Source organism: Pseudomonas sp. LBUM1655, from assembly GCF_059716085.1.
Genome location: NZ_CP166801.1, coordinates 4,332,990 through 4,356,235, shown reverse-complemented (window position 1 = coordinate 4,356,235; position 23,246 = coordinate 4,332,990). Strand labels below are relative to the sequence as shown.

The window sequence follows — 23,246 nt, the reverse complement described above, 5'->3', positions numbered from 1 at the left end:
CTTGTAATCATCAGTGTGCCTTGGTTCGCGCGCCGAGCATTCATAAGTGTCGTATGCGTCGGAGGAGGTTGATTTGAGCGGTAGAGGTTGCTCGTGAGAATCAATCGATCCTCACGAGTAACTCCACCTGGTCAGTGTTTCGACAGGTTATCAGTGCTGCTTGGCAATTCTGACCCAGTCCAGTCTTGCCGATAGTCCGTAATAGTTGTCATCTACTCCCGAGACAAACTCGATGACGTTTTTTCCGGTCTTGAGCAGTTGCGGGTCCAGGTCACCGCCGAAGCTACCGTCTGCACTCCATTGAACGGGCACCGCTGCGCCATTCACCAGTACCTGCATCTCGCCACGAATTTTATCGTTGGCAAAAGCATTGAACAGTCCACTGATGCTGTAAGGCCCAGGTGTTGGCGTCATGTCAAAGATGAGTGAGGCGCGCGGAGCATTTTTCCAGGCCGAAGACATGTGGGAAAACCGACTGCTTTCCCACTCGGTATTACGCCATCCAGAGCCTGCAATCGGTGAGTCCAGGCTCCACCAGCGACCAAAACCCCAGAAATATTCGTCCTTGTGTTCCTGGCTGCGAAACCTGAAAAAGTCGAACCACGGGGCGGTTTCGGTGAGGCCATGCAAGCGGGCGGTGATGGGTAGTGCTCCCGATGCGAGATTGCGCCGATATGTTTCCAGCGCGGGGCTGGCCGGCGTAATCAGTCCCTTGCCCACAGCAACGGTGACAACCTCGACTTTGGACAGCTTTTTATCTGGCTGTTGGACGGTCCGTTCCATACCGGGGCCCCCTGTCGGGGTAGGGTAGTGGAATGTCCAGCCATCAGCCGTTTCCTCGCAGGTGCCTTTGCGCAATAGCGAGTCTGATTGCTGCCATTCACCGCTCGGCATGTAGCAAACTTCCAGCGTGTCGACAGGTTTTCCGTAAATATGGAAGAGGGTAGAAGCCAGATTCGGATTCAGGAACATCCAGTCATGATTAAGCTCATTGGAGTAGTCGAGTATCACCAGGGTCTTATTGACTGCGTTGCCATCGAAGTTTTCAACAATGTCTTTAAGAACAGTTTGTTGTCTCTTCGAAATATCCACGTAGTGCTGAAACTGGAATATCTGCGCTGCAAGGCCAGTGAAAATCATGCCCGCGGCGATTGCTGTACTGGCGACTTTCGAATAACGATTGATCGCGACGCACAGCGCTACGAAGAGCAGTGTCGCACCAGGGGCAGCGTACAGGAATGTGCGCTGGCTCACAGACATGTGCGCAAGGTTGAAGATGAAGGGCAAGTATCCGAGGCAGATCAATATCACGCCGGCAATTACCATGCGCGCGAGCAGTACCGGACTTGGCGACTTGGGATCTGAGAAAGGCGCAGAGTTAGCAGAGATTCTCGCAACAAACTGGATCAGCGCAAGGAGTGCGAGAGTCGCCAGGGCCAGGTACCAGTAAGTGCTGATTTCCGTGAGTGTGATCTTGATTGCATCGACCCAGCCGCCAAAAATGCTGCGTCCGAGTCCAAGAGTGAAAATTTTCGGATAGTAGGCTTTCAGGGATGCGAGCGCATTGTCACCAACGACAGCCCCTTGATAAGTCTGTACCAGTGGGGCGGTGTGGACGACATAGGCTACATAGGCAAGGACACCCGCTGCCCACACCAGATGCTGGCCATAATATCGTTTGACATGTGCAGCGATGCCCTTGAAACCGATCTGGATGAAGATCACCAGCGCAGGAATGGCGGCCAGCAGCAGTGAGACTTCATACATTGCACATCCGGCAGCAATCAGCAGGCTGCCTAATACACTGAATATGAACGAGCGAACCCGGTTTTTTTGATCCAGGGCATGCATAAACACGACGCTCGCCAACAACGCCAGGCTCAACGCCCAGTTGATATGAATCGAGCGGAAAGACAACTGCATGGTGTCAGCAGGAAAAATGATGACAAGGACGCTAGCCAGCATTCCCCATTTCACCGCGCCGGTTACCCGCGTGGTGAGGACGCTGAGCGCCCAACCCTTGATGACCAGCGCGATGATCAGCAGTACGTGCCAATAATTGAACGTATCCGGATCAAGATAATAAGCTAGAGCGTGCGGGAAAATAGTCAGCGGACGCAGCGCGTGGGCGGGCATCGCGCTGCTCACGTCTGTGATGAAAAACACTCCTATCCTGCTGAATAGGCCGATTACACCCCATTCTTCGAGCAGCCCGGTCATGGCAAAGCCAAAGGGTAGCCACATGAAAATTACTGTCAATAGTGCCGGTCCCAGGTGGGCCAGCCAAGTAAACGCTTGTGTTTTTTCCAGCGAAGACGGGTTGGTCATCGCCGGTTGTGTAGTCGCTGTCATGGGTTGCCTTGTTGATCCTTCGAGGGCTTTGTTTTATGAGTTGCCTTCAGAACGACTTTGTTTAAAAGGTAACTTGATGGCAGAAGTAGCAAGATGACCAGTATTGGCGCGATGGCTTTGTGCAGGTTCAGGTGTTCCACCAAGAGGTTGAGCAACAGCGCTCCGAAAATGTATTGGACCAGATAGATAGTCGGGTAGATGGCCATGCCAATCAGCGACTGCTCTACCTTGAATACAAATTTGGAGTTGAAGAAATACGCAAAGACTATCCCGGCCGCGTACGCAATTGCGTAAGCGACTTGATAGTCGATCCAATGACTCAAAATCAGGTACAGGCAATACGTGAGCCCGGTATTAAGTCCGCCGCCGGCAAGAAAGCTTAGCCAGCGACGAACGTTCGGGTTGTCTTTCAGTCCGCTCACAGCGCAGATTTTTGTGCAGTAAGTTTGGTGAATTCCGAGTAATCGCGAATGTAGTCGGCGTTGTCGTAGTAATCGGAGGTGAACACCAGCAGTACTGCGTCTTCAGAATATTTGTACTGAATGCCCCAAGTCATCGGTGGCAGGTAAATGCCTTTGTTCGGTGCATCAAGAAGAACTTCCGCACGATTGGTACCGTCATCGACCACTACTGCACAACTGCCTTTGACGCAAATCAGGAACTGATGGCACTTGTGATGGGCGTGTTCGCCACGGGTTTTCTGGCTGGGTACGTTGAATACCAGGAAGTAGCGCTTGGGTGTGAAAGGAATCTCTCGGTCAAACTCGCCGACGGAAAGATCACCGCGCATGTCAGGAACGTGCTTGAAGCGATGAGTCGTGACATCGCCCACGCCAATACGTACGACCGCGTCATCCTGCTGTGCAGGTTTTGGTGCGGGGGGGATAGCAGCATCGCTCGAGGCTGAGTTTTCCACGTATCCGGTGATACGTGCGGGGGAGCCGGTAACGATGGCGTAAGGCGGTACTGACTTGGTGACCACAGCGCCAGCGCCGACCATGGCGCCGGTGCCGATGGTGACGCCGGGCAGGATCACTGCGCCGCCGCCGATCGAGGCGCCGTCCTGAATTACTGTTTGGGAAAAAGACTCCGGATAGACTTTCGAGCGCGGGAACTTGTCGTTGGTGAACGTGGCATTCGGGCCGATGAACACGTCGGCGCCGATTCGCAGGCCATCCCACACATAAACGCCGGATTTGATGGTCGTACGGTCGCCGATGACCACATCGTTCTCGATCAGGGAGTGCGAGCAAACATTGACGTCGTTTCCGATTACTGCGTTCTCGAACACCACCACGTATTGCCAGATTCGCGTGTTTTCGCCGATGTTCTTGCTTTTCACATCGGCCGTCGCGTGGATGAAGGCTTCAGTCACTTGGATTCTCCTGGTTATCGAGCTTCATGCAGACAATCGCCAATGGCCGCTGCTTACTGTTTTCGTAGGCGCGCCAGGCATAGGTGCCTACCAGGCCGAGGCCGAGCAGATTTAATGTTCCCAGCAGCAGTACCACCACCATTGTCGCGGCGTAGCCCGGAACTTCAATCGCGCCGGACAGCCGCGCCATGATCACCATCGCGCCAATGAACAGCGAAATGAGCGAGCCCATCGCGCCCATCCTGGTCAGCAGTCTGATCGGGTAGTCGGTGAAGGCGAACACGCTATCCATCATGTATTCGAGCTTTTTCTTGAACGTCCAGGCTGACTTGCCCTCAAGTCGGGTCTGGCGCTCGTACTCGATGAACTTGCGGCGAAAGCCCAGCCAGAAGATCAGGGCAATCAGTGACGAGCGGGATTCGTTGAGTTGCAACAGCTGTTCCCGAAACGCCTTGTTGCAGCCGAAGATGTCCACGCCGCCCTTGGGCATGTCGTGCACAACCAGTCGGCGATACAAGCCCCAGAAGAGCGATGAAGCCATGCGACTGGAAAGCGGGTCCTGCCTGGCATTGCGTGTGCCGATGGCGACATCGCATTCGTCGTTGGACAGCGACTTGAAGAAGCTGATCAGCAGTTCTGGTGGTTCTTGCAGGTCGGCTGCCATCACGCCGAAATAATCGCCTCTGGCCGCCATCAGTCCGGTGCGGATCGCAGGAAATGAGCCGAAGTTGCGCGAGTGAGCGAGCAGTTGTGCGCTGAAGCTCAGTGTGCTCAACGCTTGTTTAAGCATGGCAAACGATTGGTCGGGACTGCCGTCTACCACGAAAACCACTTCGAGCTGGTTCTCGAGCGTGTTGTTCATGTCCGTCAAAGCCTGAAGCAGCCGCGGTATCGAGTCGGCGTTTTTATAGACCGGGACGATTACGGAGTATTTCATGCAGCCCATCCGTTGACGGCCTTGATCACGGCGCTGACCGCTTCATCTGGCATGCCCGGATAGCACGGCAGCGTGAGGATCTCGCTGGCAAGTTGCTCGGTGTTTGGCAGTGACATGTCGGCAAACCGCTGGCCGAAGACCGGCTGCTTGTAGTCCGGAATCGGATAGTGGACGTCAGAAGCAATCTGCGCCGTGCGCAAGTGCTGTTGCAACGCGTCACGCTTCGACGACTTGATCACATACAAGTGTGCAACTGAGGCCGTGTCGTAATCTAGCGGATGAGTGACGTCGGCGTGGTTGATTTCGTTTCTGTAGCGCGCTGCGATCGCGCGGCGGAGCGCGTTTTCTTGATCGAGATACGGCAGGAACTCAGACAGGATTGCCGCTTGCATTTCATCCAGGCGGCTATTGCGGGCGCCATCCAGCTCTACGCAGTATTTCGAGGACCAACCGTACTGGCGTAGTTGTGCCACGCGTTGGGCAATTTTGGTCGAGTTGGTCACAACCGCTCCGCCGTCACCCAATGCACCGAGGTTTTTAGTCGGGTAGAAGCTGAAGCTTGACGCGTCGCCGAATGTGCCGACCCGTTGACCGTCACGTTCGGCACCGTGTGCCTGTGCACAGTCCTCGAGTAGAGGGATATTGCGCTCGGCGCAGAATTGGGCGATGGCTTTGATCTCCGGGATTGCCAAACCATACAAATGGGTGACGACAACCGCCTTCGCCCCGGCATCCACGGCATGTTTCACGCTGTCGAGCGTTACCACCTGGGTGTTCACGTCGACATCCATGAACAGCGGTTCGGCTCCGATCGCCAGAACCGACGTGGTGGTGTACATGCCTGCGTTGGCAACGGTTGCGACCTGATCACCTTTCGCGACGCCGAGTGCCTTGAGTGCCAGTTCAATCGCATCGGTACCGTTGGCAACAGTCACGCAGTGGCTGGCATTCAAATACTGTGCAAAAGCAGCTTCGAAGCGTTTGACTTCCGGCCCCAAGATCACCCATCCGCTCGCGACCACCCGCTGGACCGAAGAATTAATCTGCGATCGAAACTTTTCTATCTTCGCTGCAAGGTCGTTGATTTGCTGCATGGGGCTCTCCATTTCGAAGCAAAAGGCGTGCAATAGCTTTTTATTTCGGCGTTGGCCGAAATTCGATGCGTAGGAAGGGAAGAGGCTGTTTTTCATTTAGGAAAAGCCTTCATTCCATTTCCGCACGGATTCTATCCGTACCCTGAGCCAGCTCCAACCAGCAAAATACTTTTATGCAATTTGTTTGACCGGGCAGAGTGGATTTCGCGAAACAAACGACTCTGAATATCCAGTTGAGTAACGAAGCGCTGGGCAGCGAAATAACGCTGCTCGCTGAAAGTGGTCAAGCGTACGCCGATTCAATAAACTGCTTCCCCAATCCGTCTGCACTGGTGTGTTTCTGATTCACCACAGTCGACCGTCTGGTCTTTACCTCACTGACAGATTTGCTGCTGTTTCTCTGCAGTCATTAATGTTTTCCCAAAGGGTCGCCCATGAACTTCAAGACATTCCTGGTCACTGGTGGAACCGGTTTCGTCGGGCGTGCACTAATCGAACGACTGGTCCATGTTCAATGCTCTGTGCTGGCGCCGGTGCGCGACATGTCAGTGGAATTCCCGCGTGGGGTGCGTTCGATGGCATACGCCGGGCTCGATAACCGGCAGGACTGGACGTCGATGTTGAGCGGTATTGACTGTGTCGTTCACGCAGCCGGGCGAGTGCACGTCATGAATGAAGTTTGCGCCGACCCTTTGAGCGCTTTTCGTCAGGTAAATGTCGACGGTACCTTGCATCTGGCGCGTCAGGCAGCGGCGATTGGGGTCAAGCGATTTATCTTTATCAGTTCGATCAAGGTGAACGGAGACGGCACCACTGGCGGTCGGGCTTACACCGCGGACGATATTCCCGCACCCGGTGATCCTTACGGTATTTCCAAGCTCGAAGCTGAACGGGCGCTACAGGCGCTTGCGGCCGATACCGGCATGGAGGTAGTCATCATCCGTCCGGTGTTGGTCTACGGGCCAGGTGTCAAGGCCAACTTCCTCAGCATGATTCGCTGGCTCCATCGCGGCGTGCCGTTGCCGTTTGGTGCAGTTCGCAATCAACGTAGCCTGATTGCCATCGACAATCTGGTCGATCTGATTCTGACGTGTGCCGAGCACCCCGCAGCAGCCAATCAGATCTTCCTGGGCAGTGATGGCGAGGATGTCTCAACCACGCAGTTATTGCGCAAGCTGGCGGCAGCGCTGGGGCATCCCGCCCGGCTGCTGCCGGTGCCAGTTGGTTTGATGAGCAGTGTGGCCAGCCTGCTGGGGCGTCACGCATTGTCGCAAAGGCTGTTCGGTTCCTTGCAGGTTGATATCGAAAAAAACCGAAAGCTGTTGAACTGGATACCTCCGATTACACTTGATCGCGCTCTGAGTCTGACGGCGCAGCATTTTCTGGATTCTGCTCAACCATGAACTACGGATGGATTATTCCCGTCATCGCTCTGCTCGCATTCAGTCTTACCTGGGTGTTGCGCCATTACGCGCTGTCGCGCAGCCTGCTGGACGTTCCCAATGCGCGAAGCTCGCACTCGGTGCCGACCCCTCGTGGTGGTGGTGTCGCGATAGTGCTGGCATTCCTTCTGGCGATGATGTTTCTGCTATGGCGGGAGTTGATCGCTCCAGCCCATTTTTGGGCCATTGCCGGCTCTGGAAGCCTGGTAGCGTTGCTCGGCTTCATGGATGACCATGGACATATCGCGGCACGCTGGCGCTTGCTGGGTCACTTTGCGGCCGCGATATGGCTGCTGGTGTGGATGGGCGGCTTGCCGGCGATCCGTTTATGGGGTGTCGAGTTCGACCTGGGCGCCGTGGGCCAGATTCTTGCGGCGTTTTATCTGGTCTGGCTGCTCAACCTTTATAACTTCATGGACGGCATCGACGGCATTGCAAGCGTAGAAGCCATTTGTGTGTGTCTCGGAGCCTGTTTTCTTGGCTGGCTGGGCGGGTGGCCCCAATTGGTCTGGGCACCCTTATTGTTGTCGGTATGCGTCGCCGGGTTTCTGTTCTGGAACTTTCCTCCTGCGCGCATATTCATGGGCGATGCCGGGAGCGGTTTTCTGGGGATAGTGCTGGGAGGCTTATCCTTGCAGGCAGCAACGGTCTCGGCGGATCTTCTGTGGGCCTGGTTGATCCTGTTTGGGGTATTTATTGTCGATGCCACTTTTACCCTGTTTCGGCGTGTATTGCGCGGCGACAAAGTTTATGAAGCGCATCGCAGCCATGCTTATCAGTTTGCCTCTCGTCGGTTTGGCAGTCATCTACCGGTAACGCTCGCCGTCGCATTGATCAATATGCTCTGGTTACTGCCGGTTGCCGTGGCTGTATCACATTTCGGACTGGACGGCAGTGTGGGGCTGATAGTGGCCTATGCTCCTTTGCTATTGCTTGCAGTCATGTTTCGCGCTGGCGAACTTGAAAGGATTAATGAATAACTCGCTAACGAATGGGTCATAACGGTTTAGAGTGCAGGGTACGCGCCAGGGTAACCAACGCGATGCAGCAGTTAAAGGGAGGTACTGAGGTGTTTGAGGAGTCAATGGATAAAATCAGAGAGCGACTGTTAGGCCTGCCTAGGCGCCGTAAACGCATGATCCAGGTAGCTACGGACATTGTTCTTGTCTGGGTTGCGCTGTGGTTGGCCTTTATAGTCCGTCTTGGCATTGATGACATGTACAACCCTTTCAAGGTGCATCTCTGGCTGTTCGCTTTTGCTCCGATCGTTGCCATCCCTCTGTTTATTCGCTTTGGCATGTATCGGGCCGTAATGCGTTACTTCGGTAATGATGCGTTGATTGCCATCATCAAAGCCGTGAGTTTGTCATCGTTGATTCTGGCCGTTGTCGTTTATTGGTACAGCAACCATGAAGCGGTGGTGCCGCGCTCGATCATTTTCAATTATTGGTGGCTGAGTCTGGTGATCATCGGCGGACTGCGCCTATGCATGCGTCAGTACTTCATGGGGGACTGGTTTACCGCAGCCCAGCATGTGCCGTTCACTAACCGCGACAACGGTTTGACCAAGGTCGCGATTTATGGCGCCGGGGTCGCTGGTAATCAACTGGTGGCGGCGCTGCGCATGGGCAAGGTGATGCGTCCGGTTGCATTCGTTGATGATGATGCGAGCATTGCCGAGCGTTCTATATCCGGCTTGCATGTTTACAAACCCAAACATATTCAGCAGATGATCGATGTCACCGGTGCTCAGGAGATACTTCTTGCTCTTCCGTCGTCGACGCGTGCCCGGCGCCGGGAAATTCTGAATCTGCTGGAAGGTTTCCCGCTGCATGTCAGAAGTGTCCCTAATTTTACCGATCTGGCGAGCGGAAGAGTGAAGGTCGAGGATATCCAGGAGGTCGATATTGCCGACTTGCTGGGGCGTGACTCCGTGCCCGCGCAGCCTGATCTTCTGGAGCGCTGCATCAAAGGCAAGACCGTGATGGTAACGGGAGCGGGCGGCTCGATCGGCTCCGAGTTGTGCCGGCAGATTTTTGCCTTGGGGCCTACCACGCTGCTGCTGTTCGAACACAGTGAATTCAACCTCTACAGCATTCTTTCCGAACTGGAGCAGCGGAGCTCTCGAGAGTCGGTGCCTGTCAGGCTGCTGCCAATCCTCGGATCGATCCGGCATCAGGACAAGCTCCTTGATGTGATGAAAACCTGGAAGGTCGACACTGTTTATCACGCCGCGGCCTATAAGCATGTGCCCATGGTCGAGCACAACATCGCTGAAGGTGTTCTGAATAACGTGATTGGTACGCTCAACACCGCTCAGGCTGCGCTGCAGTCTGGTGTATCGAATTTTGTGCTGATCTCTACCGACAAAGCCGTTCGCCCGACCAATGTCATGGGTAGCACTAAACGTCTGGCCGAATTGACTTTGCAGGCTTTGAGCCGCGAGGTTGCGCCCGTCCTGTTTGGCGATAAGTCGAATGTTTCCCGAGTCAATAAAACGCGCTTCACCATGGTCAGGTTCGGCAATGTACTGGGCTCATCCGGCTCGGTCATCCCGCTGTTCCATAGTCAGATCAAGTCCGGTGGACCGCTGACGGTGACGCATCCTAAGATCACTCGCTATTTCATGACTATCCCCGAGGCCGCGCAGTTGGTCATTCAGGCAGGCTCGATGGGGCAGGGTGGCGATGTGTTTGTTTTGGATATGGGCGAGCCGGTGCGGATTGTCGAGTTGGCAGAGAAGATGATCCATCTGTCAGGTTTGAGCATTCGTTCCGAGCGAAATCCTCAAGGCGACATATCCATCGAGTTCACTGGATTGCGGCCGGGCGAGAAGCTCTACGAAGAGCTGTTGATCGGTGACAACGTCGCTGCGACCTCCCACCCGATGATCATGTCCGCCAATGAAGATCATCTGCCTTGGGAAGTTTTGAAGGCCAGGCTGAGCGATCTGTTGAGTGCGGTTGAAAAGGATGATTACTCCCGCGTCCGCCAACTCCTCCGAGAAACCGTCAGCGGCTACACCCCCGACGGCGAAATCGTCGACTGGATCTACCAGCAGCGCCGTCTCGAACCCTGATTGTTTCACATCCTGTAACGCACGCATTTTTGACATGCGCCAACCATCACCTACTTTTGAGGAGCAGCTTCGGAAAAGCTGCTTTCTCAAACGATGATGGAGCGTCACTTATGCGTACCGGTTACTTCTACTCTTTGGTTTTTGCCTTTCTCACCAGCGCCTCGATCGCCGCTATTGCCGCACCTGTTGCGCCAGCGGAATCGCCCAAAGCGCCTTTGGTGATGGATACAGCGGTATCTTCCCAGACTGCAAAAATCGATCTCAACGAAGCCGACTCGGCGACGCTGCAAAAGGAACTGTCAGGCGTAGGTGAGGCCAAGGCCAAAGCGATTGTTACGTATCGCGAAACAAACGGGCCGTTCTCCTCGGTCGATGAGTTGCTGGAAGTGAAGGGGATCGGCAAGGCGATCCTGGATCGCAATCGCGATAAGCTGGAAGTGAACTAAGCTGATTGTTCAACGCCAAGGGGCCGGTCATTGACCGGCCTTTTTGTTTTTCTGTTCGCGAGTTTGGCAGGGAAGGCGAAGGGGACGCTCGTCGGATAGCAAAAAATTACGACTATCATATTGGCTTTGAATTATGCCTATAATAATTTCCACGCGCTCTGCATCAAAAGGATTCAGAGGCGATCCCTCAAGCATTTCAGGAGTACGGTCATGAATTCTGTTGCAGCCCAAGGTACGGCTCTTGTCACGGGTGCATCGTCCGGTATCGGTGCGATTTACGCTGAGCGGTTGGCAGCGCGTGGGTTCGATCTGTTGTTGGTCGCCCGTGATCTGGAGCGCCTGGAAAATGCCGCGAGCCAGTTGCGCGAGGCTCATGGCGTTCAGGTGGAAGTGATGAAGGCGGATCTGACGCTAAAGGATGACGTACTCAAGCTGGAGCAGCGTCTGCGCAGTGATTCGAGCATCAGCCTGTTGGTCAACAACGCAGGTGTTGCGGCTGACGGTCTGTTGGCCAACGCCGATCTGGAGAATCTGGAGCGTCTGATCCAGCTCAATGTCACTACGGTCACCCGACTGGCATCGGCCGCTGCGGCGAGTTTCGCCAAGGCCGGGCGCGGCACGATCATCAACATCGCCTCGGTGGTGGCGCTGTTTCCTGAGCGCTTCAATGCCACTTACAGCGCCAGCAAAGCTTACGTGTTGAGCCTCACCCAATCGCTGAATGCCGAACTCGACGGCACAGGGGTCAAGGTGCAAGCGGTACTGCCCGGCGTCACCCGCACGGAAATCTGGGAGCGCTCCGGTATCGACGCCAGCGGCATCCCGGCAGAAATGGTGATGGAGGCCGGCGAGATGGTGGATGCAGCGCTGGCCGGTCTGGATCAAGGCGAACTCATTACCATCCCTTCCTTGCCGGATGCAGACGAGTGGCATGCGTTTGTCGCAGCGCGTCACGTGATGGCACCGAATCTGTCGCGCAGTTCGGCAGCCAGTCGTTACAAATAAGTTCTTCTGAATCGGTGAGAGGTATACGCGGTATGGATCAGCGTCGAGTAGTCGTCACGGGCATGGGCCTGGTATCACCTTTGGGTAGCGGCGTCGAAGTCGTTTGGCAGCGTTTGCTCGCCGGGCGTTCGGGATTGCGCAGCTTGCCGGATGCGGTGGTCGCTGATTTGCCGGCGAAAATCGGTGGCGCCGTGCCAACCCTGGAAGACGATGCCGAGGCGGGGTTCGATCCTGATCGGGCCACGCCACCCAAAGAACAGAAGAAGATGGACCGCTTCATCATGTTTGCCATGGAGGCGGCCCGACAGGCGCTGGAGCAGGCCGGTTGGCATCCAAAAGAGGGTAGGGATCAGGAGCGCACAGCGACGATCATCGGTTCCGGTGTCGGCGGCTTTGGTGCCATAGCCGACGCCGTTCGCACGACTGACAGTCGCGGCCCCCGCCGTCTGTCGCCGTTTACCATTCCATCCTTTCTGGTCAATCTGGCGGCCGGTCACGTGTCGATTCAGCACGGCCTCAAAGGTCCATTGGGCGCGCCGGTAACGGCCTGCGCCGCCGGGGTTCAGGCGATTGGCGACGCTGCGCGAATGATTCGGGCCGGTGAAGCGGATATCGCCGTGTGCGGCGGGGCGGAAGCTGCGATTGACCGGGTCAGTCTTGCGGGTTTCGCCGCGGCACGAGCGCTGTCCAGCGGCTATAACGAAACCCCGGAGCGCGCCTCACGTCCATTCGACAGCGGTCGTGACGGCTTTGTCATGGGCGAAGGCGCGGGCCTGCTGGTGATCGAGTCTCTGGAACACGCCTTGGCACGCGGTGCGAAACCCTTGGCCGAACTGGTCGGTTACGGCACCACCGCCGACGCCTATCATCTGACCGCCGGCCCTGAAGATGGCAGCGGTGCACGGCGTGCAATGGAGTTGGCCTTGGCGCAGGCCGGTATCGCGCCGGATCAGGTGCAGCACCTGAACGCTCATGCCACTTCCACACCGGTGGGTGATCTTGGCGAGCTGGCAGCAATCAAAAGTGTGTTCGGCTCGCAGAACAAAATCGCCGTGACCTCGACCAAATCCGCTACCGGTCATCTGCTCGGCGCTGCCGGTGGGCTCGAAGCGATCTTCACGCTGTTGGCGATTCGCGATCAGGTGGTACCGCCGACGCTCAACTTCGACAACCCCGATCCTGCCAGTGAAGGCGTGGACATCGTCCATGGCCAGGCCCGATCAATGCCGATCGAATATGCATTGTCCAACGGCTTTGGCTTTGGTGGGGTGAATGCCAGCGTGTTGTTCAAGCGATGGCAGGCTTAGCCTTCTGCTTGCTTGAGATGGTCGCGGGTGATGTCGAGAATGCGCTGCGCCAACTCGGCATCCGCGACACTGCGCGACAGTAACAGAGCGCCAACTAAAGTCGACATGATGACGATGGCTCGGTCGGCGCTGTTGTCACCTTGCAGGGTGTTCTCGATCTGGCTCAGTCGCGCGTTGAGTACGGCGTCGCTGGTTGGACTGGGTTGTCCGCGCAGTCCCAGTTCCGAGGAGATCGTCGGCAGGGGGCAGCCCTCATGTGGCGAGGTCTGATGCCATTCGGACAGGTAGGTGTCGATGAACACCTGCAGGGGATTGTCCTGCGCAAAAATTTCAGCGCATAACCCATCGACTTGATCGCTTGCCTCTTGCAGTGCTTTTTCGACCAAATCATCTTTGGATTTGAAGTGCGAATAAAAGCCGCCATGGGTCAGTCCCAGAGCTTTCATCAAAGGCTGCAGTCCGGTTGCACCGATCCCGTCCTTGCGAAATCGTGCCGACGCTTCCTTGATAATGCGCTGATGGGTCTGGGCTTTATGATCCTGCGAGTAACGCATCGGCAACTCTCCGCAACAATGTCGCCATCTTAACCAAGGAAAATTAAATGGTGACTGTACTTCTACTTCTAAAAAGCGTGCGGAAACGCCGATACGGATCTGAAAAACAAACCCCGCCAATCAGGCGGGGTTTTTGTTAACGATCTTGTGCTTCTTTTGCATCCATTTCCGCGTTGCGTTGCGCAACGCGCTTACGTTCTTCATCGGTCAGTTCGACCTTGTTGGCGGTGTCTCTCAACATCATCAGTCCGCCAACGATCGAGCCGATTGCAACAACCAGAATCAACCAGGCATACCAAGGCATAACGGCTCTCCTTAATGGCAGATCGACGGGCGAGGATTTCGCCGTGCGACGCTGCATACCACATTTGAGCGAAGCGACTTCGCAGTGGTTCCATTCTAGGCGCGTTATGCCCTGCGCACCCGAAGTCCCTTAACGCCCGGTCAGCATCGCATCGGCTGGCGCGTTGGCGCGTAGTTGCCCGGTGAGTATGAAATAGCCGAAACCGACCGCCATGAAGCCGAGGAAAATCAGCCCGATCAAGGTGTTGAACCACGCCATCGCCACCAGGCACACCACCGCCAGCACCAGTGCAATCATCGGCACCAGCGGGTAGCACGGCGCGCGGAAAGTTCGCTCCAGGTTCGGCTCGGATTTACGCAGCTTGAACAGGCTGAGCATGCTCATGATGTACATCACGATTGCGCCGAATACCGCCATGGTGATCATCGCGGCAGTGAGGGTCATGCCGCCGAGGTTGATCAGGCCGTCGCTGTAGATCGCGGCAATTCCGATGATGCCGCCGACGATGATCGCCCGGTGCGGTGTCTGGAAGCGCGACAGCTTGGCCAGCGAAGCGGGCAGATAACCGGCGCGGGCGAGGGCGAAGAACTGGCGCGAATAGCCGAGGATGATCCCGTGGAAACTCGCCACCAACCCGAACAGGCCAATCCATACCAGCATGTGCAGCCAGCCAGAGTTATCGCCGACCACGGTTTTCATCGCCTGCGGTAACGGATCGTTGATGTTTGCCAAGGTGCGCCAGTCACCCACGCCGCCAGCAAAGAACATCACGCCCATGGCCAAAAACACCAGCGTCAGGATGCCGCTGATGTAGGCCTTTGGAATCGTGCGTTTCGGATCCTTGGCTTCTTCGGCAGCCATCGCTGCGCCTTCAATCGCCAGGAAAAACCAGATCGCAAACGGAATCGCGGCGAACATCCCGGCAATTGCGGGTGCCCCGAACACATCCGAACCGGCCCAGCCATTCAGTGCGAAGTTGCTGAAGCTGAAGGCTGGTGCGACGACGCCCATGAACACCAGCAGTTCGGCGACGGCGAGCACGCAGACGATCAACTCGAAGGTTGCCGCCAGTTTCACCCCAAGGATGTTCAATCCCATAAAGACGATATACGCACCGACTGCTGCGTGTTTCGGATCGAGGGCCGGAAACTGCACATTTAAGTAGGCGCCGATGGCCAAGGCAATTGCCGGTGGTGCGAAGACAAATTCGATCAGCGTCGCCAGCCCGGCGATCAATCCACCTTTTTCCCCGAAGGCACGACGGCTGTAGGCAAACGGCCCGCCCGCGTGAGGAATCGCGGTCGTCAGTTCGGTGAAACTGAAGATAAAACAGGTGTACATGGTCGCGACCATGAACGAGGTCACCAGGAAACCCAGCGTTCCGGCCACGCCCCAGCCGTAACTCCAGCCGAAGTATTCCCCGGAAATCACCAGTCCCACGGCGATGCCCCACAGGTGCAGCGTGCCGAGTGTGGGTTTGAGTTGTGTGTTCATGCGTTTGCTCCCTGAACGGTTTGGAAAGCTCGGGGGAGGGCGTGTGCAGTGGGCGTGCCATCGCGGTGAAACAAGTCGTAATGAGTTCAAAGCTGTCGCAGGGGGGATGATTGGCGGTGGATGCATGGGTTTTGTGCGCCAGTTGAGTGCGATGTTGTCTGCGCCGCCGCCTTCGCGAGCAGGCTCGCTCCCACATTATGAAATGCGTTCCCCCTGTGGGAGCGAGCCTGCTCGCGAAGAGGCCAGCCCAAGCACCGCATAAATCGCCCGTAAAGCCCGCATAAACCCACTCTTTACGCTTTCTTTATGCCCCGCCACACCCCTCGATCTCGTTCCTTTACAGCCTCCTTTCCGACAATGCCTCCACACGCGGCAATACGCCGTAACACGGAGATCTTCCATGAGCGTTCTGGACGGGGTGTCACTGCTATTGGCAGTGGGGCTGTTCATTTATCTGTTGGTTGCGCTGTTGCGCGCGGATCGGAACTAGGAGCGGCTATGCACAGTTATGATTATTGGCTGATCCTCGCGTTTTTCGCGGTGGTTCTGTTGCCGGCGCCGTTCCTCGGGCGCTTCTACTACAAAGTGATGGAAGGTCAGCGCACCTGGCTGACGCCGATTCTCGGCCCGGTCGAGCGCGGTTGCTATCGCATCGCCGGTGTCGATGCGCAGGCTGAGCAGAGCTGGCAGAAATACACGCTGGCGCTGTTGGCGTTCAACCTCGCCGGTTTCCTGCTGCTGTTCGCGATTCTGTTGTTCCAGGATCACTTGCCGCTGAACCCGCAGAACCTGCCGGGCCAGGAGTGGACCCAGGCGTTCAACACCGCGGTCAGCTTTATGACCAACACCAACTGGCAGTCCTACAGCGGTGAGGCGACTCTCAGCTACCTGAGCCAAATGGTCGGCCTCACCGTGCAGAACTTCGTCAGCGCCGCCACTGGCCTCGCCGTACTGGTTGCGCTGTGCCGTGGTATCGGTCGCAAGTCGACCAAGACCCTTGGCAACTTCTGGGTCGACATGACCCGTGCCACCCTCTACGGCCTGCTGCCGCTGTGCTTGCTGCTGGCGCTGTACCTGGTGTGGCAGGGCGTACCGCAAACCTTCGCTCAGTATGTGAACGCTGTGACCATGCAGGGTGTTGATCAGGTGATTCCGCTCGGCCCGGCCGCCAGCCAGATTGCGATCAAGCAATTGGGCACCAACGGTGGTGGCTTCTTCGGCGTGAACTCGGCGCACCCGTTCGAGAACCCGACTGCGTGGAGCAACCTGTTCGAAGTCGCCTCGATCATCCTGATCCCGGTCGCGCTGGTGTTCACCTTCGGCCACTACGTCAAAGACTTGCGTCAGAGCCGCGCGATCATCGCCTGCATGTTGGCGCTGTTCCTGATTGGCGGCGCGACCTCTCTGTGGGCCGAATATCAACCGAATCCGACCCTGAACAACGCCGCCGTCGAACAGACCGCGCCGCTGGAAGGCAAGGAAGCGCGCTTTGGCACCACCGCCACTGTGTTGTGGTCGGTGACCACCACTGCGGCGTCGAACGGCTCGGTCAACGCCATGCATGACAGCCTCAACCCGCTCAGCGGCATGGTCGCGCTGGTCAACATGATGGTTGGCGAAGTGATCTTCGGTGGCGTCGGTGCCGGGCTCTACGGCATGTTGCTCAACGTGTTGATCGCGGTGTTCCTCGCCGGCCTGATGATCGGCCGCACACCTGAATATCTGGGCAAGAAACTGCAGGCGCGGGAAGTGCAATTGCTGGTGGTGACCCTGCTGGTGATGCCGGTTGGCGTACTGGTGCTCGGCGCGATTGCCGCTGTCCTGCCAGGCCCGGCAGCGACCATCAGCAACCCCGGCCCGCACGGTTTCAGTCAGTTGCTGTACGCCTACACCTCGGCCAGTGCCAACAACGGTTCGGCGTTCGGTGGTCTGAGCGCGAACACACCGTTCCACAACCTGATGCTCGGTCTGGGCATGTTGATCGGTCGCTTCGGTTACATCCTCCCGGTTCTGGCATTGGCCGGCAGCCTGGCGATGAAGAAAACCGCACCGATCGGCCAGAACAGCTTCCCGACTCACGGCCCGCTGTTCGTGACCCTGTTGACCGTGACCATTTTGCTGGTGGGCGGCCTGACTTTCCTGCCGACTCTGGCGTTGGGCCCTATCGCCGAACACTTGAGCATGGGCTTCTAAGCCTCTCTATTTAGGAGCTGCATCATGAATATGCCTGCAATCAAACCCGCTGCTGCAAAAGCACCGGAACAAGCGAAAACCGCGATCTCGGCACTGTGGCGCCCGGCGCTGGTGCAAGCGTTCGTCAAGCTCGACCCACGGCAGCTCAAGCGTTCGCCGGTGATGCTGGTGGTCGAACTGACCGCGATCTTCACCACCGTGCTGTGCTTCATTCCGGACGCTGATGTGCCGACGTTCGTCGCCGCGCAAATCGCTCTGTGGCTGTGGTTCACCGTGCTGTTCGCCAACTTCGCCGAAGCCTTGGCCGAAGGTCGCGGCAAGGCCCGCGCCGACAGCCTGAAGGCTGGCAGCGAAGGCCTCAGCGCCCGACGTAAACAGGCCAACGGCAGCTTTCAGGTGGTACCTGCCACCAGCTTGCGCAAAGGCGATGTGGTGCGCGTCGAAGCGGGGGAGATGATCCCCGGTGACGGCGAAGTCATTGAAGGCATCGCGGCGGTCAACGAAGCGGCGATTACCGGTGAATCGGCACCGGTGATTCGCGAGTCCGGCGGCGACCGTTCTGCGGTCACGGGTAACACTCGACTGGTGTCGGACTGGCTGCTGGTGAAGATCACCGCCAACCCCGGTGAGTCGACCCTCGACCGCATGATCGCGTTGGTCGAAGGTGCCAAGCGCCAAAAGACCCCAAACGAAGTCGCGCTGGACATCCTGCTGATCGGCCTGACCCTGATCTTCCTAGTCGTGGTCGTGACCCTGCAACCGTTCGCCCGCTTCGCCAACGGCAGCCTGCCGCTGGTGTTCCTGGTGGCGCTGTTGGTCACGCTGATTCCGACCACCATTGGCGGTCTGCTCTCGGCGATCGGTATCGCCGGGATGGATCGTCTGGTGCGCCTGAACGTGATCGCCAAGTCTGGCCGTGCAGTAGAGGCGGCGGGTGACGTGCACGTGCTGCTGCTCGACAAGACCGGCACCATCACTTTCGGTAACCGTCGTTGCAGCGCGGTGTATGCCGCGCCGGGCGTCAGTGGTCGTGATCTGGCCGAGGGCGCGCTGTTCGCCTCGCTGGCGGATGAAACTGCCGAAGGCAAGTCCATCGTCGAGTACCTGCGCGGTCTGCATCCGCAGCCCGAGCCGTCGCCGGAAACCCTGACTGCCGTGCCGTTCAGCGCGGAAACCCGCTTGTCCGGTGTCGACTATCAGGGCCGCGTCTATCGCAAAGGCGCGGTGGATTCGCTGCTGAGTTTCATCGGCCAAAAACGCTCCGATCTCGCCCCGGCGTTGTCGCGAGAAATCGACAAAATCGCCCAGAGCGGCGGCACACCGTTGCTGGTCTGCGTCGACGGCAAACTGCTTGGTGCGATCCACCTCAAGGACGTGGTGAAACCTGGCATCCGCGAGCGTTTTGCCGAACTGCGCAAGCTGGGGATTCGCACGGTAATGGTTACCGGCGACAACCCGCTGACCGCTGCCGCCATCGCCGCTGAAGCAGGCGTCGACGATGTGCTGGCTGAAGCCACCCCGGAGAAAAAACTCGCCCGTATTCGTCACGAGCAAAACGACGGTCGTCTGGTCGCCATGTGCGGCGACGGCGCCAACGACGCCCCGGCACTGGCTCAGGCTGACGTCGGCATGGCGATGAACGACGGCACCCAAGCGGCGCGCGAAGCGGCGAACATGGTCGACCTCGACAGCGACCCGACCAAGCTGCTCGACGTGGTGCAGATCGGCAAGGAATTGCTAGTGACTCGCGGTGCGCTGACGACCTTTTCCATCGCCAACGACGTGGCCAAATACTTCGCGATCCTGCCAGCGCTGTTCGCCTCGATTTATCCGCAACTGGGCGTGCTGAATATCATGCAATTGACCAGTCCGCAGAGCGCGATTCTGTCGGCCATTGTGTTCAACGCTTTGATCATTGTTGTGCTGATTCCATTGGCCCTGCGCGGTGTGCGAGTGCAGGCGGCGAGTGCGGCGGCGTTGTTGCGCCGTAATCTGTTGATCTATGGCGTGGGCGGGATTCTGGTGCCGTTCGTGGGTATCAAGGCGATCGATATGTTGCTCACGGCGTTGCATCTGGTTTGAGGCTGTGAAGAGCCCCTCACCCTAACCCTCTCCCAGGGGGAGAGGGGACTGATCGAGTTGAATGTTTGAGGTACACCGACCTGAAAAATCGAGCCGAACTCAGGTTTTGAACTGAAAAAAGATCGGCTCCCTTTCCCCCTCGCTCCCCTGGGGGAGAGGGCTGGGGTGAGGGGGAAAGATTTCCCTGACACCCCGCAAAAGTTTGCCCAACGAATTCGAGGATTTTGAAATGTCCACAATGATACGTCCGGCCCTGAGCCTGCTGGTGCTGATGACCCTGGTCACCGGCGTCGCCTACCCACTGGTAGTCACTGGCGTCGCGCAAGTCGCGTTCCCCGCTCAAGCCAATGGCAGTCTGGTCCAGGACGCCGACGGCAAGGTCCGCGGCTCATCCCTGATCGCACAGGATTTCGTCGGCGATGCGTGGTTCCATCCGCGTCCTTCGGCGGGCGCATTTGCTACCGTGTCCAGCAGCGCAAGCAACCTGGCGCCAAGCAACCCGGCACTCGCCACGCGAGTGATCGACGAAGCCAACAAACTGCAAGTTCCTGGGCAAGGCCCGGTGCCGTTGGCGTTGCTGACCACCTCCGGCAGCGGCCTCGATCCGCACTTGCCACCGGCGGCAATTGCCTATCAACTGGCGCGAGTTGCAGCCGCACGCAATCTGCCGGTGTCGACCGTGCAGCAGTTGCTCGATGCGCATATCGAACAGCCGCTGGTGGGGCCACCGGTGGTGAATGTGCTGGAGCTGAACATGGCACTGGAAAAACTCTGAATCGGCGGCGCGGCCATTCGCGAGCAGGCTCGCTCCCACAGCTGTACGCGTTCCAAATGTGGGAGCGAGCCTGCTCGCGAAGAGGGCCGAAAGAACACCGCATAACTATCAGGAAGAGAGAGCATCAAGCATGAGCGATTCCGGCCGCGCCGACGCGCTGTTAGCAGACCTGTCCCGCGACGGCCGTGGCCGGCTCAAGGTTTTCCTCGGTGCCGCGCCCGGCGTCGGCAAAACCTACGCCATGCTCCAGGCCGCCCATACCCAGCTGCGCCAAGGCGTGAAAGTCATTGCTGGTGTCGTCGAAACCCACGGCCGTGCCGAGACCGAAGCACTGCTCGGTGGCCTGCCGCAGCAGCCGTTGGTGCGCTCGGAATACCGTGGCGTGATGCTTGAAGAAATGGACCTCGACGGCATCCTCGCTGCCAAGCCAAAACTGGTGCTGGTCGATGAACTGGCCCACAGCAACGCCCCCGGCAGCCGTCACGCCAAACGCTGGCAAGACATTCAGGAACTGCTCGCCGCTGGCATCGACGTGTTCACCACGGTCAACGTCCAGCATCTGGAAAGCCTCAACGATCAAGTGCGCGGCATTACCGGCGTTCAAGTACGCGAAACCCTGCCGGACTGGGTGCTGCAAGAAGCCTACGAACTTCTGCTGATCGACCTGCCGCCGCGCGAACTGCTTGAGCGTCTGCGCGAAGGCAAGGTCTACGTGCCGGAGCAGGCCCGGGCGGCCATCGATGCATTTTTCACCCAGACCAACCTCACCGCACTGCGCGAACTGGCCATGCAAACCGCGGCGGCGCAAGTCGATAACGACCTCGCCCAAGGCTATCGCCAACTCGGCCAAGCCGCGCCAGCCGTGCGCGGTCGTTTGCTGGTCGGGGTTGATGGCGATGCCCACGCCGAGCGCCTGGTGCGTCACGCCAGTCGCGTTGCCCAACGGCGCCATCTGCCGTGGAGTCTGGTACACGTCGACAACGGCACGGTGCGCGACGAGCAATCGCGTCTGCGCCTGCAAAGCGCCCAGCAACTGGCCGAACGCCTTGGCGGCGAAGTGGTGTTGCTGCGCGCCGGTGAGGTGGCAAAAACCCTGATCCAGCATGCCGCCGAACGTCGCGCGAGTCTGGTGCTGGTCGGGCAATCCCGGCCGGGTCTGCGTCGTCGCCTGTTCGGTGGCGGTCTGGCTGCACGGTTGCTGCGTCAGGCCCATGGTCTGGAAATCAACGTCCTCGACAGCGATCAAGAGCAGCATCAGCCGCGCCAACGATCAGCGCCGACGCTGGTGTGGTTCGACTATGCGCTGGCGCTGGTCGCCACGTTGTTGGCCACCGCTTTGGCGTGGGCGGTGTCGAGTGTGTTACCGCTGCCGAACATCTCGCTGGTGTTCCTCGCGGCGGTGTTGCTGGTGGCGGTGCGCAGCAGCCTCGGCCCGGCGCTGGCGTGTGCGGCGTTGTCGTTTCTGACCTACGACTTTTTGTTCATCCCGCCGAATTTTTCCTTCGCCATCCAGCGTGAAGAAGACGTGCTGACCTTGTTGTTCTTCCTGCTGATGGCGGCGCTCACTGGTAACCTCGCGGCACGTCAGCGCCGGCAGTTGCAGGCGTTGCGCGACACCCAGGAAGAGACCACCGAACTGCTCGATCTGTCGCGCAAACTCACTGCCGCCACCGACCGCCAAGCCGTGGTCAGCGCCGCTGCGCAACACCTCAACGGCTGGAGCGATTTGCAGCTGTGCCTGCTCAACCGCGACGGGCAGGGCGGCTGGAAAGTCGAGACCGGCGGGCCGCTGGAGTTCACCGAGTCTGAACGTGCTGCCGCTGATTGGGCCTGGCAGCACGATCAACCGGCCGGCATGGGCACCGGCACCTTGCCGTTCGGGCGTTGGTGGTGGTGGCCGCTTTCCGTCGAGGACGGGCCGTTGGCCTTGCTCGGCGTCTGCGCCAAAGAAGGCCAGACCTTGAGCGGCCAGCGCCGTCGCTTGCTCACGGCGTTGAGTCAGCCATTGGCGCAAGCGCTGGCCCGTGCGCAACTGGCGGATGATCTGGAGGCTGCGCGCCTGCACGGCGAAACCGAGCAATTGCGCAGCGCCTTGCTGGCCTCGGTATCCCATGATTTGCGCACGCCGCTGACGTCGATGCGCGGCAGCATCGACAGCCTGTTGGCCTTGGGCGAAGCGATCCCGCTGGAGGATCGTCGTGAACTGCTCGAAGGCACCCGCGATGAAGCCGAGCGCCTCGACCGCTACATCCAGAACCTGCTCGACATGACTCGCCTCGGCCACGGCGCGCTGAAGCTGGCGCGGGACTGGGTGTCGCCAGCCGACATCGTTGGCAGTTCGCTCAATCGTCTGCGCGCCGTGCTGGCGCCGTTGCAGGTCAGTACTGATGTGCCGGCGGAGTTGCCGTTGCTGTTCGTGCATGCGGCGCTGATCGAGCAGGCGCTGGTCAATGTGCTGGAAAACGCCGCGCGCTTCTCACCCGTCCACGGGCGCTTGCAACTGAGCGCAGGTGCCAATGACGAAGAGATTTTCTTCTCGGTCAGCGATGAAGGCCCCGGGATTCCGGAAGACGAGCGGGCGAAGATTTTCGACATGTTCTACACCGCTGCACGGGGCGATCGCGGCGGCCAAGGCACAGGTCTGGGGCTGGCGATCTGTCAGGGCATGGTCGGCGCTCACGGCGGGCGCATCAGTGTCGCCGACGGCATCGACGGGCGCGGCACCTGCATCACCTTGCACCTGCCGTTGCAGGCGCAACCGGGGATGGACGATGAAGCTTGATTCTGACTGCGCTACTCTCTTGCCA

19 protein-coding genes are annotated in these 23,246 nt (G+C 58.3%); 11 read left to right on the top strand and 8 right to left on the bottom strand.

The window, feature by feature from the left end; genetic code table 11:
* Positions 1-150: 150 nt before the first annotated feature.
* The 5 genes from ACA074_RS19425 to ACA074_RS19405 are packed head-to-tail and all read right to left on the bottom strand — an operon-like array spanning position 151 to position 5,854.
* Entirely contained in the window at positions 151-2,352 is a 2,202-nt protein-coding gene (locus tag ACA074_RS19425) for a hypothetical protein (RefSeq protein ID WP_497677621.1), read from the bottom strand.
* Positions 2,349-2,774 carry a GtrA family protein gene (locus tag ACA074_RS19420; protein WP_497657855.1) on the bottom strand — a complete coding sequence of 142 codons (426 nt, stop codon included), beginning with the start codon at positions 2,772-2,774 and terminating at the stop codon, positions 2,349-2,351. Before ACA074_RS19420 ends, ACA074_RS19425 begins: the two co-directional genes overlap by 4 nt.
* Positions 2,771-3,727, bottom strand: a complete 957-nt coding sequence (locus ACA074_RS19415) for a WxcM-like domain-containing protein (RefSeq protein ID WP_497615085.1) — start codon at positions 3,725-3,727, stop codon at positions 2,771-2,773. The genes ACA074_RS19420 and ACA074_RS19415 overlap by 4 nt, the downstream gene beginning before the upstream one ends.
* Complete coding sequence (locus tag ACA074_RS19410) at positions 3,720-4,664, bottom strand: glycosyltransferase family 2 protein (protein ID WP_497615084.1); 945 nt, start codon at positions 4,662-4,664, stop codon at positions 3,720-3,722. Before ACA074_RS19410 ends, ACA074_RS19415 begins: the two co-directional genes overlap by 8 nt.
* Entirely contained in the window at positions 4,661-5,854 is a 1,194-nt protein-coding gene (locus tag ACA074_RS19405) for a DegT/DnrJ/EryC1/StrS family aminotransferase (protein ID WP_497677620.1), read from the bottom strand. Before ACA074_RS19405 ends, ACA074_RS19410 begins: the two co-directional genes overlap by 4 nt.
* A gap of 338 nt (positions 5,855-6,192) precedes the next feature.
* On the opposite strand from ACA074_RS19405, the gene ACA074_RS19400 reads away from it, so the two are divergent.
* The 6 genes from ACA074_RS19400 to fabF all read left to right on the top strand — a co-directional run bounded on the left by ACA074_RS19400 (position 6,193) and on the right by fabF (position 13,037).
* Positions 6,193-7,161, top strand: a complete 969-nt coding sequence (locus ACA074_RS19400) for a UDP-glucose 4-epimerase family protein (RefSeq protein ID WP_497677619.1) — start codon at positions 6,193-6,195, stop codon at positions 7,159-7,161.
* Positions 7,158-8,180: an MraY family glycosyltransferase gene (locus tag ACA074_RS19395; RefSeq protein ID WP_497677618.1), complete on the top strand. Its 1,023-nt coding sequence runs from the start codon at positions 7,158-7,160 to the stop codon at positions 8,178-8,180. Before ACA074_RS19400 ends, ACA074_RS19395 begins: the two co-directional genes overlap by 4 nt.
* A 104-nt stretch (positions 8,181-8,284) precedes the next feature.
* On the top strand, positions 8,285-10,279 hold the full coding sequence (locus tag ACA074_RS19390; protein ID WP_497659670.1) for a polysaccharide biosynthesis protein: 1,995 nt from the start codon (positions 8,285-8,287) through the stop codon (positions 10,277-10,279).
* 110 nt (positions 10,280-10,389) lie between these two features.
* Positions 10,390-10,725, top strand: coding sequence for a ComEA family DNA-binding protein (locus tag ACA074_RS19385; RefSeq protein ID WP_489879069.1), 336 nt, complete (start codon positions 10,390-10,392; stop codon positions 10,723-10,725).
* 210 nt (positions 10,726-10,935) lie between these two features.
* Entirely contained in the window at positions 10,936-11,730 is a 795-nt protein-coding gene (locus tag ACA074_RS19380) for an SDR family NAD(P)-dependent oxidoreductase (RefSeq protein WP_497677617.1), read from the top strand.
* Positions 11,731-11,762: 32 nt separating this feature from the next.
* A complete protein-coding gene (gene fabF / locus ACA074_RS19375; RefSeq protein WP_489879071.1) occupies positions 11,763-13,037 on the top strand; it encodes a beta-ketoacyl-ACP synthase II in 1,275 nt (424 codons plus the stop codon).
* Here the strand turns inward: fabF and ACA074_RS19370 are convergent.
* The 3 genes from ACA074_RS19370 to eat form a co-directional block, all read right to left on the bottom strand.
* Entirely contained in the window at positions 13,034-13,591 is a 558-nt protein-coding gene (locus ACA074_RS19370) for a TetR/AcrR family transcriptional regulator (protein ID WP_497618275.1), read from the bottom strand. The two genes, fabF and ACA074_RS19370, sit on opposite strands and share 4 nt — an antisense overlap.
* Before the next feature lie 136 nt (positions 13,592-13,727).
* Positions 13,728-13,895, bottom strand: a complete 168-nt coding sequence (locus ACA074_RS19365) for a DUF2897 family protein (protein ID WP_103305695.1) — start codon at positions 13,893-13,895, stop codon at positions 13,728-13,730.
* Between the two features lie 129 nt (positions 13,896-14,024).
* Positions 14,025-15,389, bottom strand: coding sequence for an ethanolamine permease (gene eat / locus ACA074_RS19360; protein ID WP_497677616.1), 1,365 nt, complete (start codon positions 15,387-15,389; stop codon positions 14,025-14,027).
* Between the two features lie 400 nt (positions 15,390-15,789).
* Here eat and kdpF point away from each other — a divergent pair, with 400 nt between their 5' ends.
* From kdpF to ACA074_RS19335, 5 genes are all read left to right on the top strand, one after another.
* Entirely contained in the window at positions 15,790-15,879 is a 90-nt protein-coding gene (kdpF, locus tag ACA074_RS19355) for a K(+)-transporting ATPase subunit F (RefSeq protein ID WP_007899818.1), read from the top strand.
* Between the two features lie 8 nt (positions 15,880-15,887).
* Entirely contained in the window at positions 15,888-17,582 is a 1,695-nt protein-coding gene (gene kdpA / locus ACA074_RS19350) for a potassium-transporting ATPase subunit KdpA (RefSeq protein WP_401269561.1), read from the top strand.
* Positions 17,583-17,606: 24 nt separating this feature from the next.
* A complete protein-coding gene (gene kdpB / locus ACA074_RS19345; RefSeq protein ID WP_187677700.1) occupies positions 17,607-19,664 on the top strand; it encodes a potassium-transporting ATPase subunit KdpB in 2,058 nt (685 codons plus the stop codon).
* Positions 19,665-19,893: 229 nt separating this feature from the next.
* Positions 19,894-20,439, top strand: a complete 546-nt coding sequence (gene kdpC / locus ACA074_RS19340) for a potassium-transporting ATPase subunit KdpC (protein WP_187677699.1) — start codon at positions 19,894-19,896, stop codon at positions 20,437-20,439.
* A gap of 130 nt (positions 20,440-20,569) precedes the next feature.
* The gene (locus ACA074_RS19335) at positions 20,570-23,221 is read left to right on the top strand and encodes a DUF4118 domain-containing protein (protein ID WP_497677615.1); all 2,652 of its coding nucleotides are present in this window, start codon (positions 20,570-20,572) and stop codon (positions 23,219-23,221) included.
* Positions 23,222-23,246 lie beyond the last annotated feature (25 nt).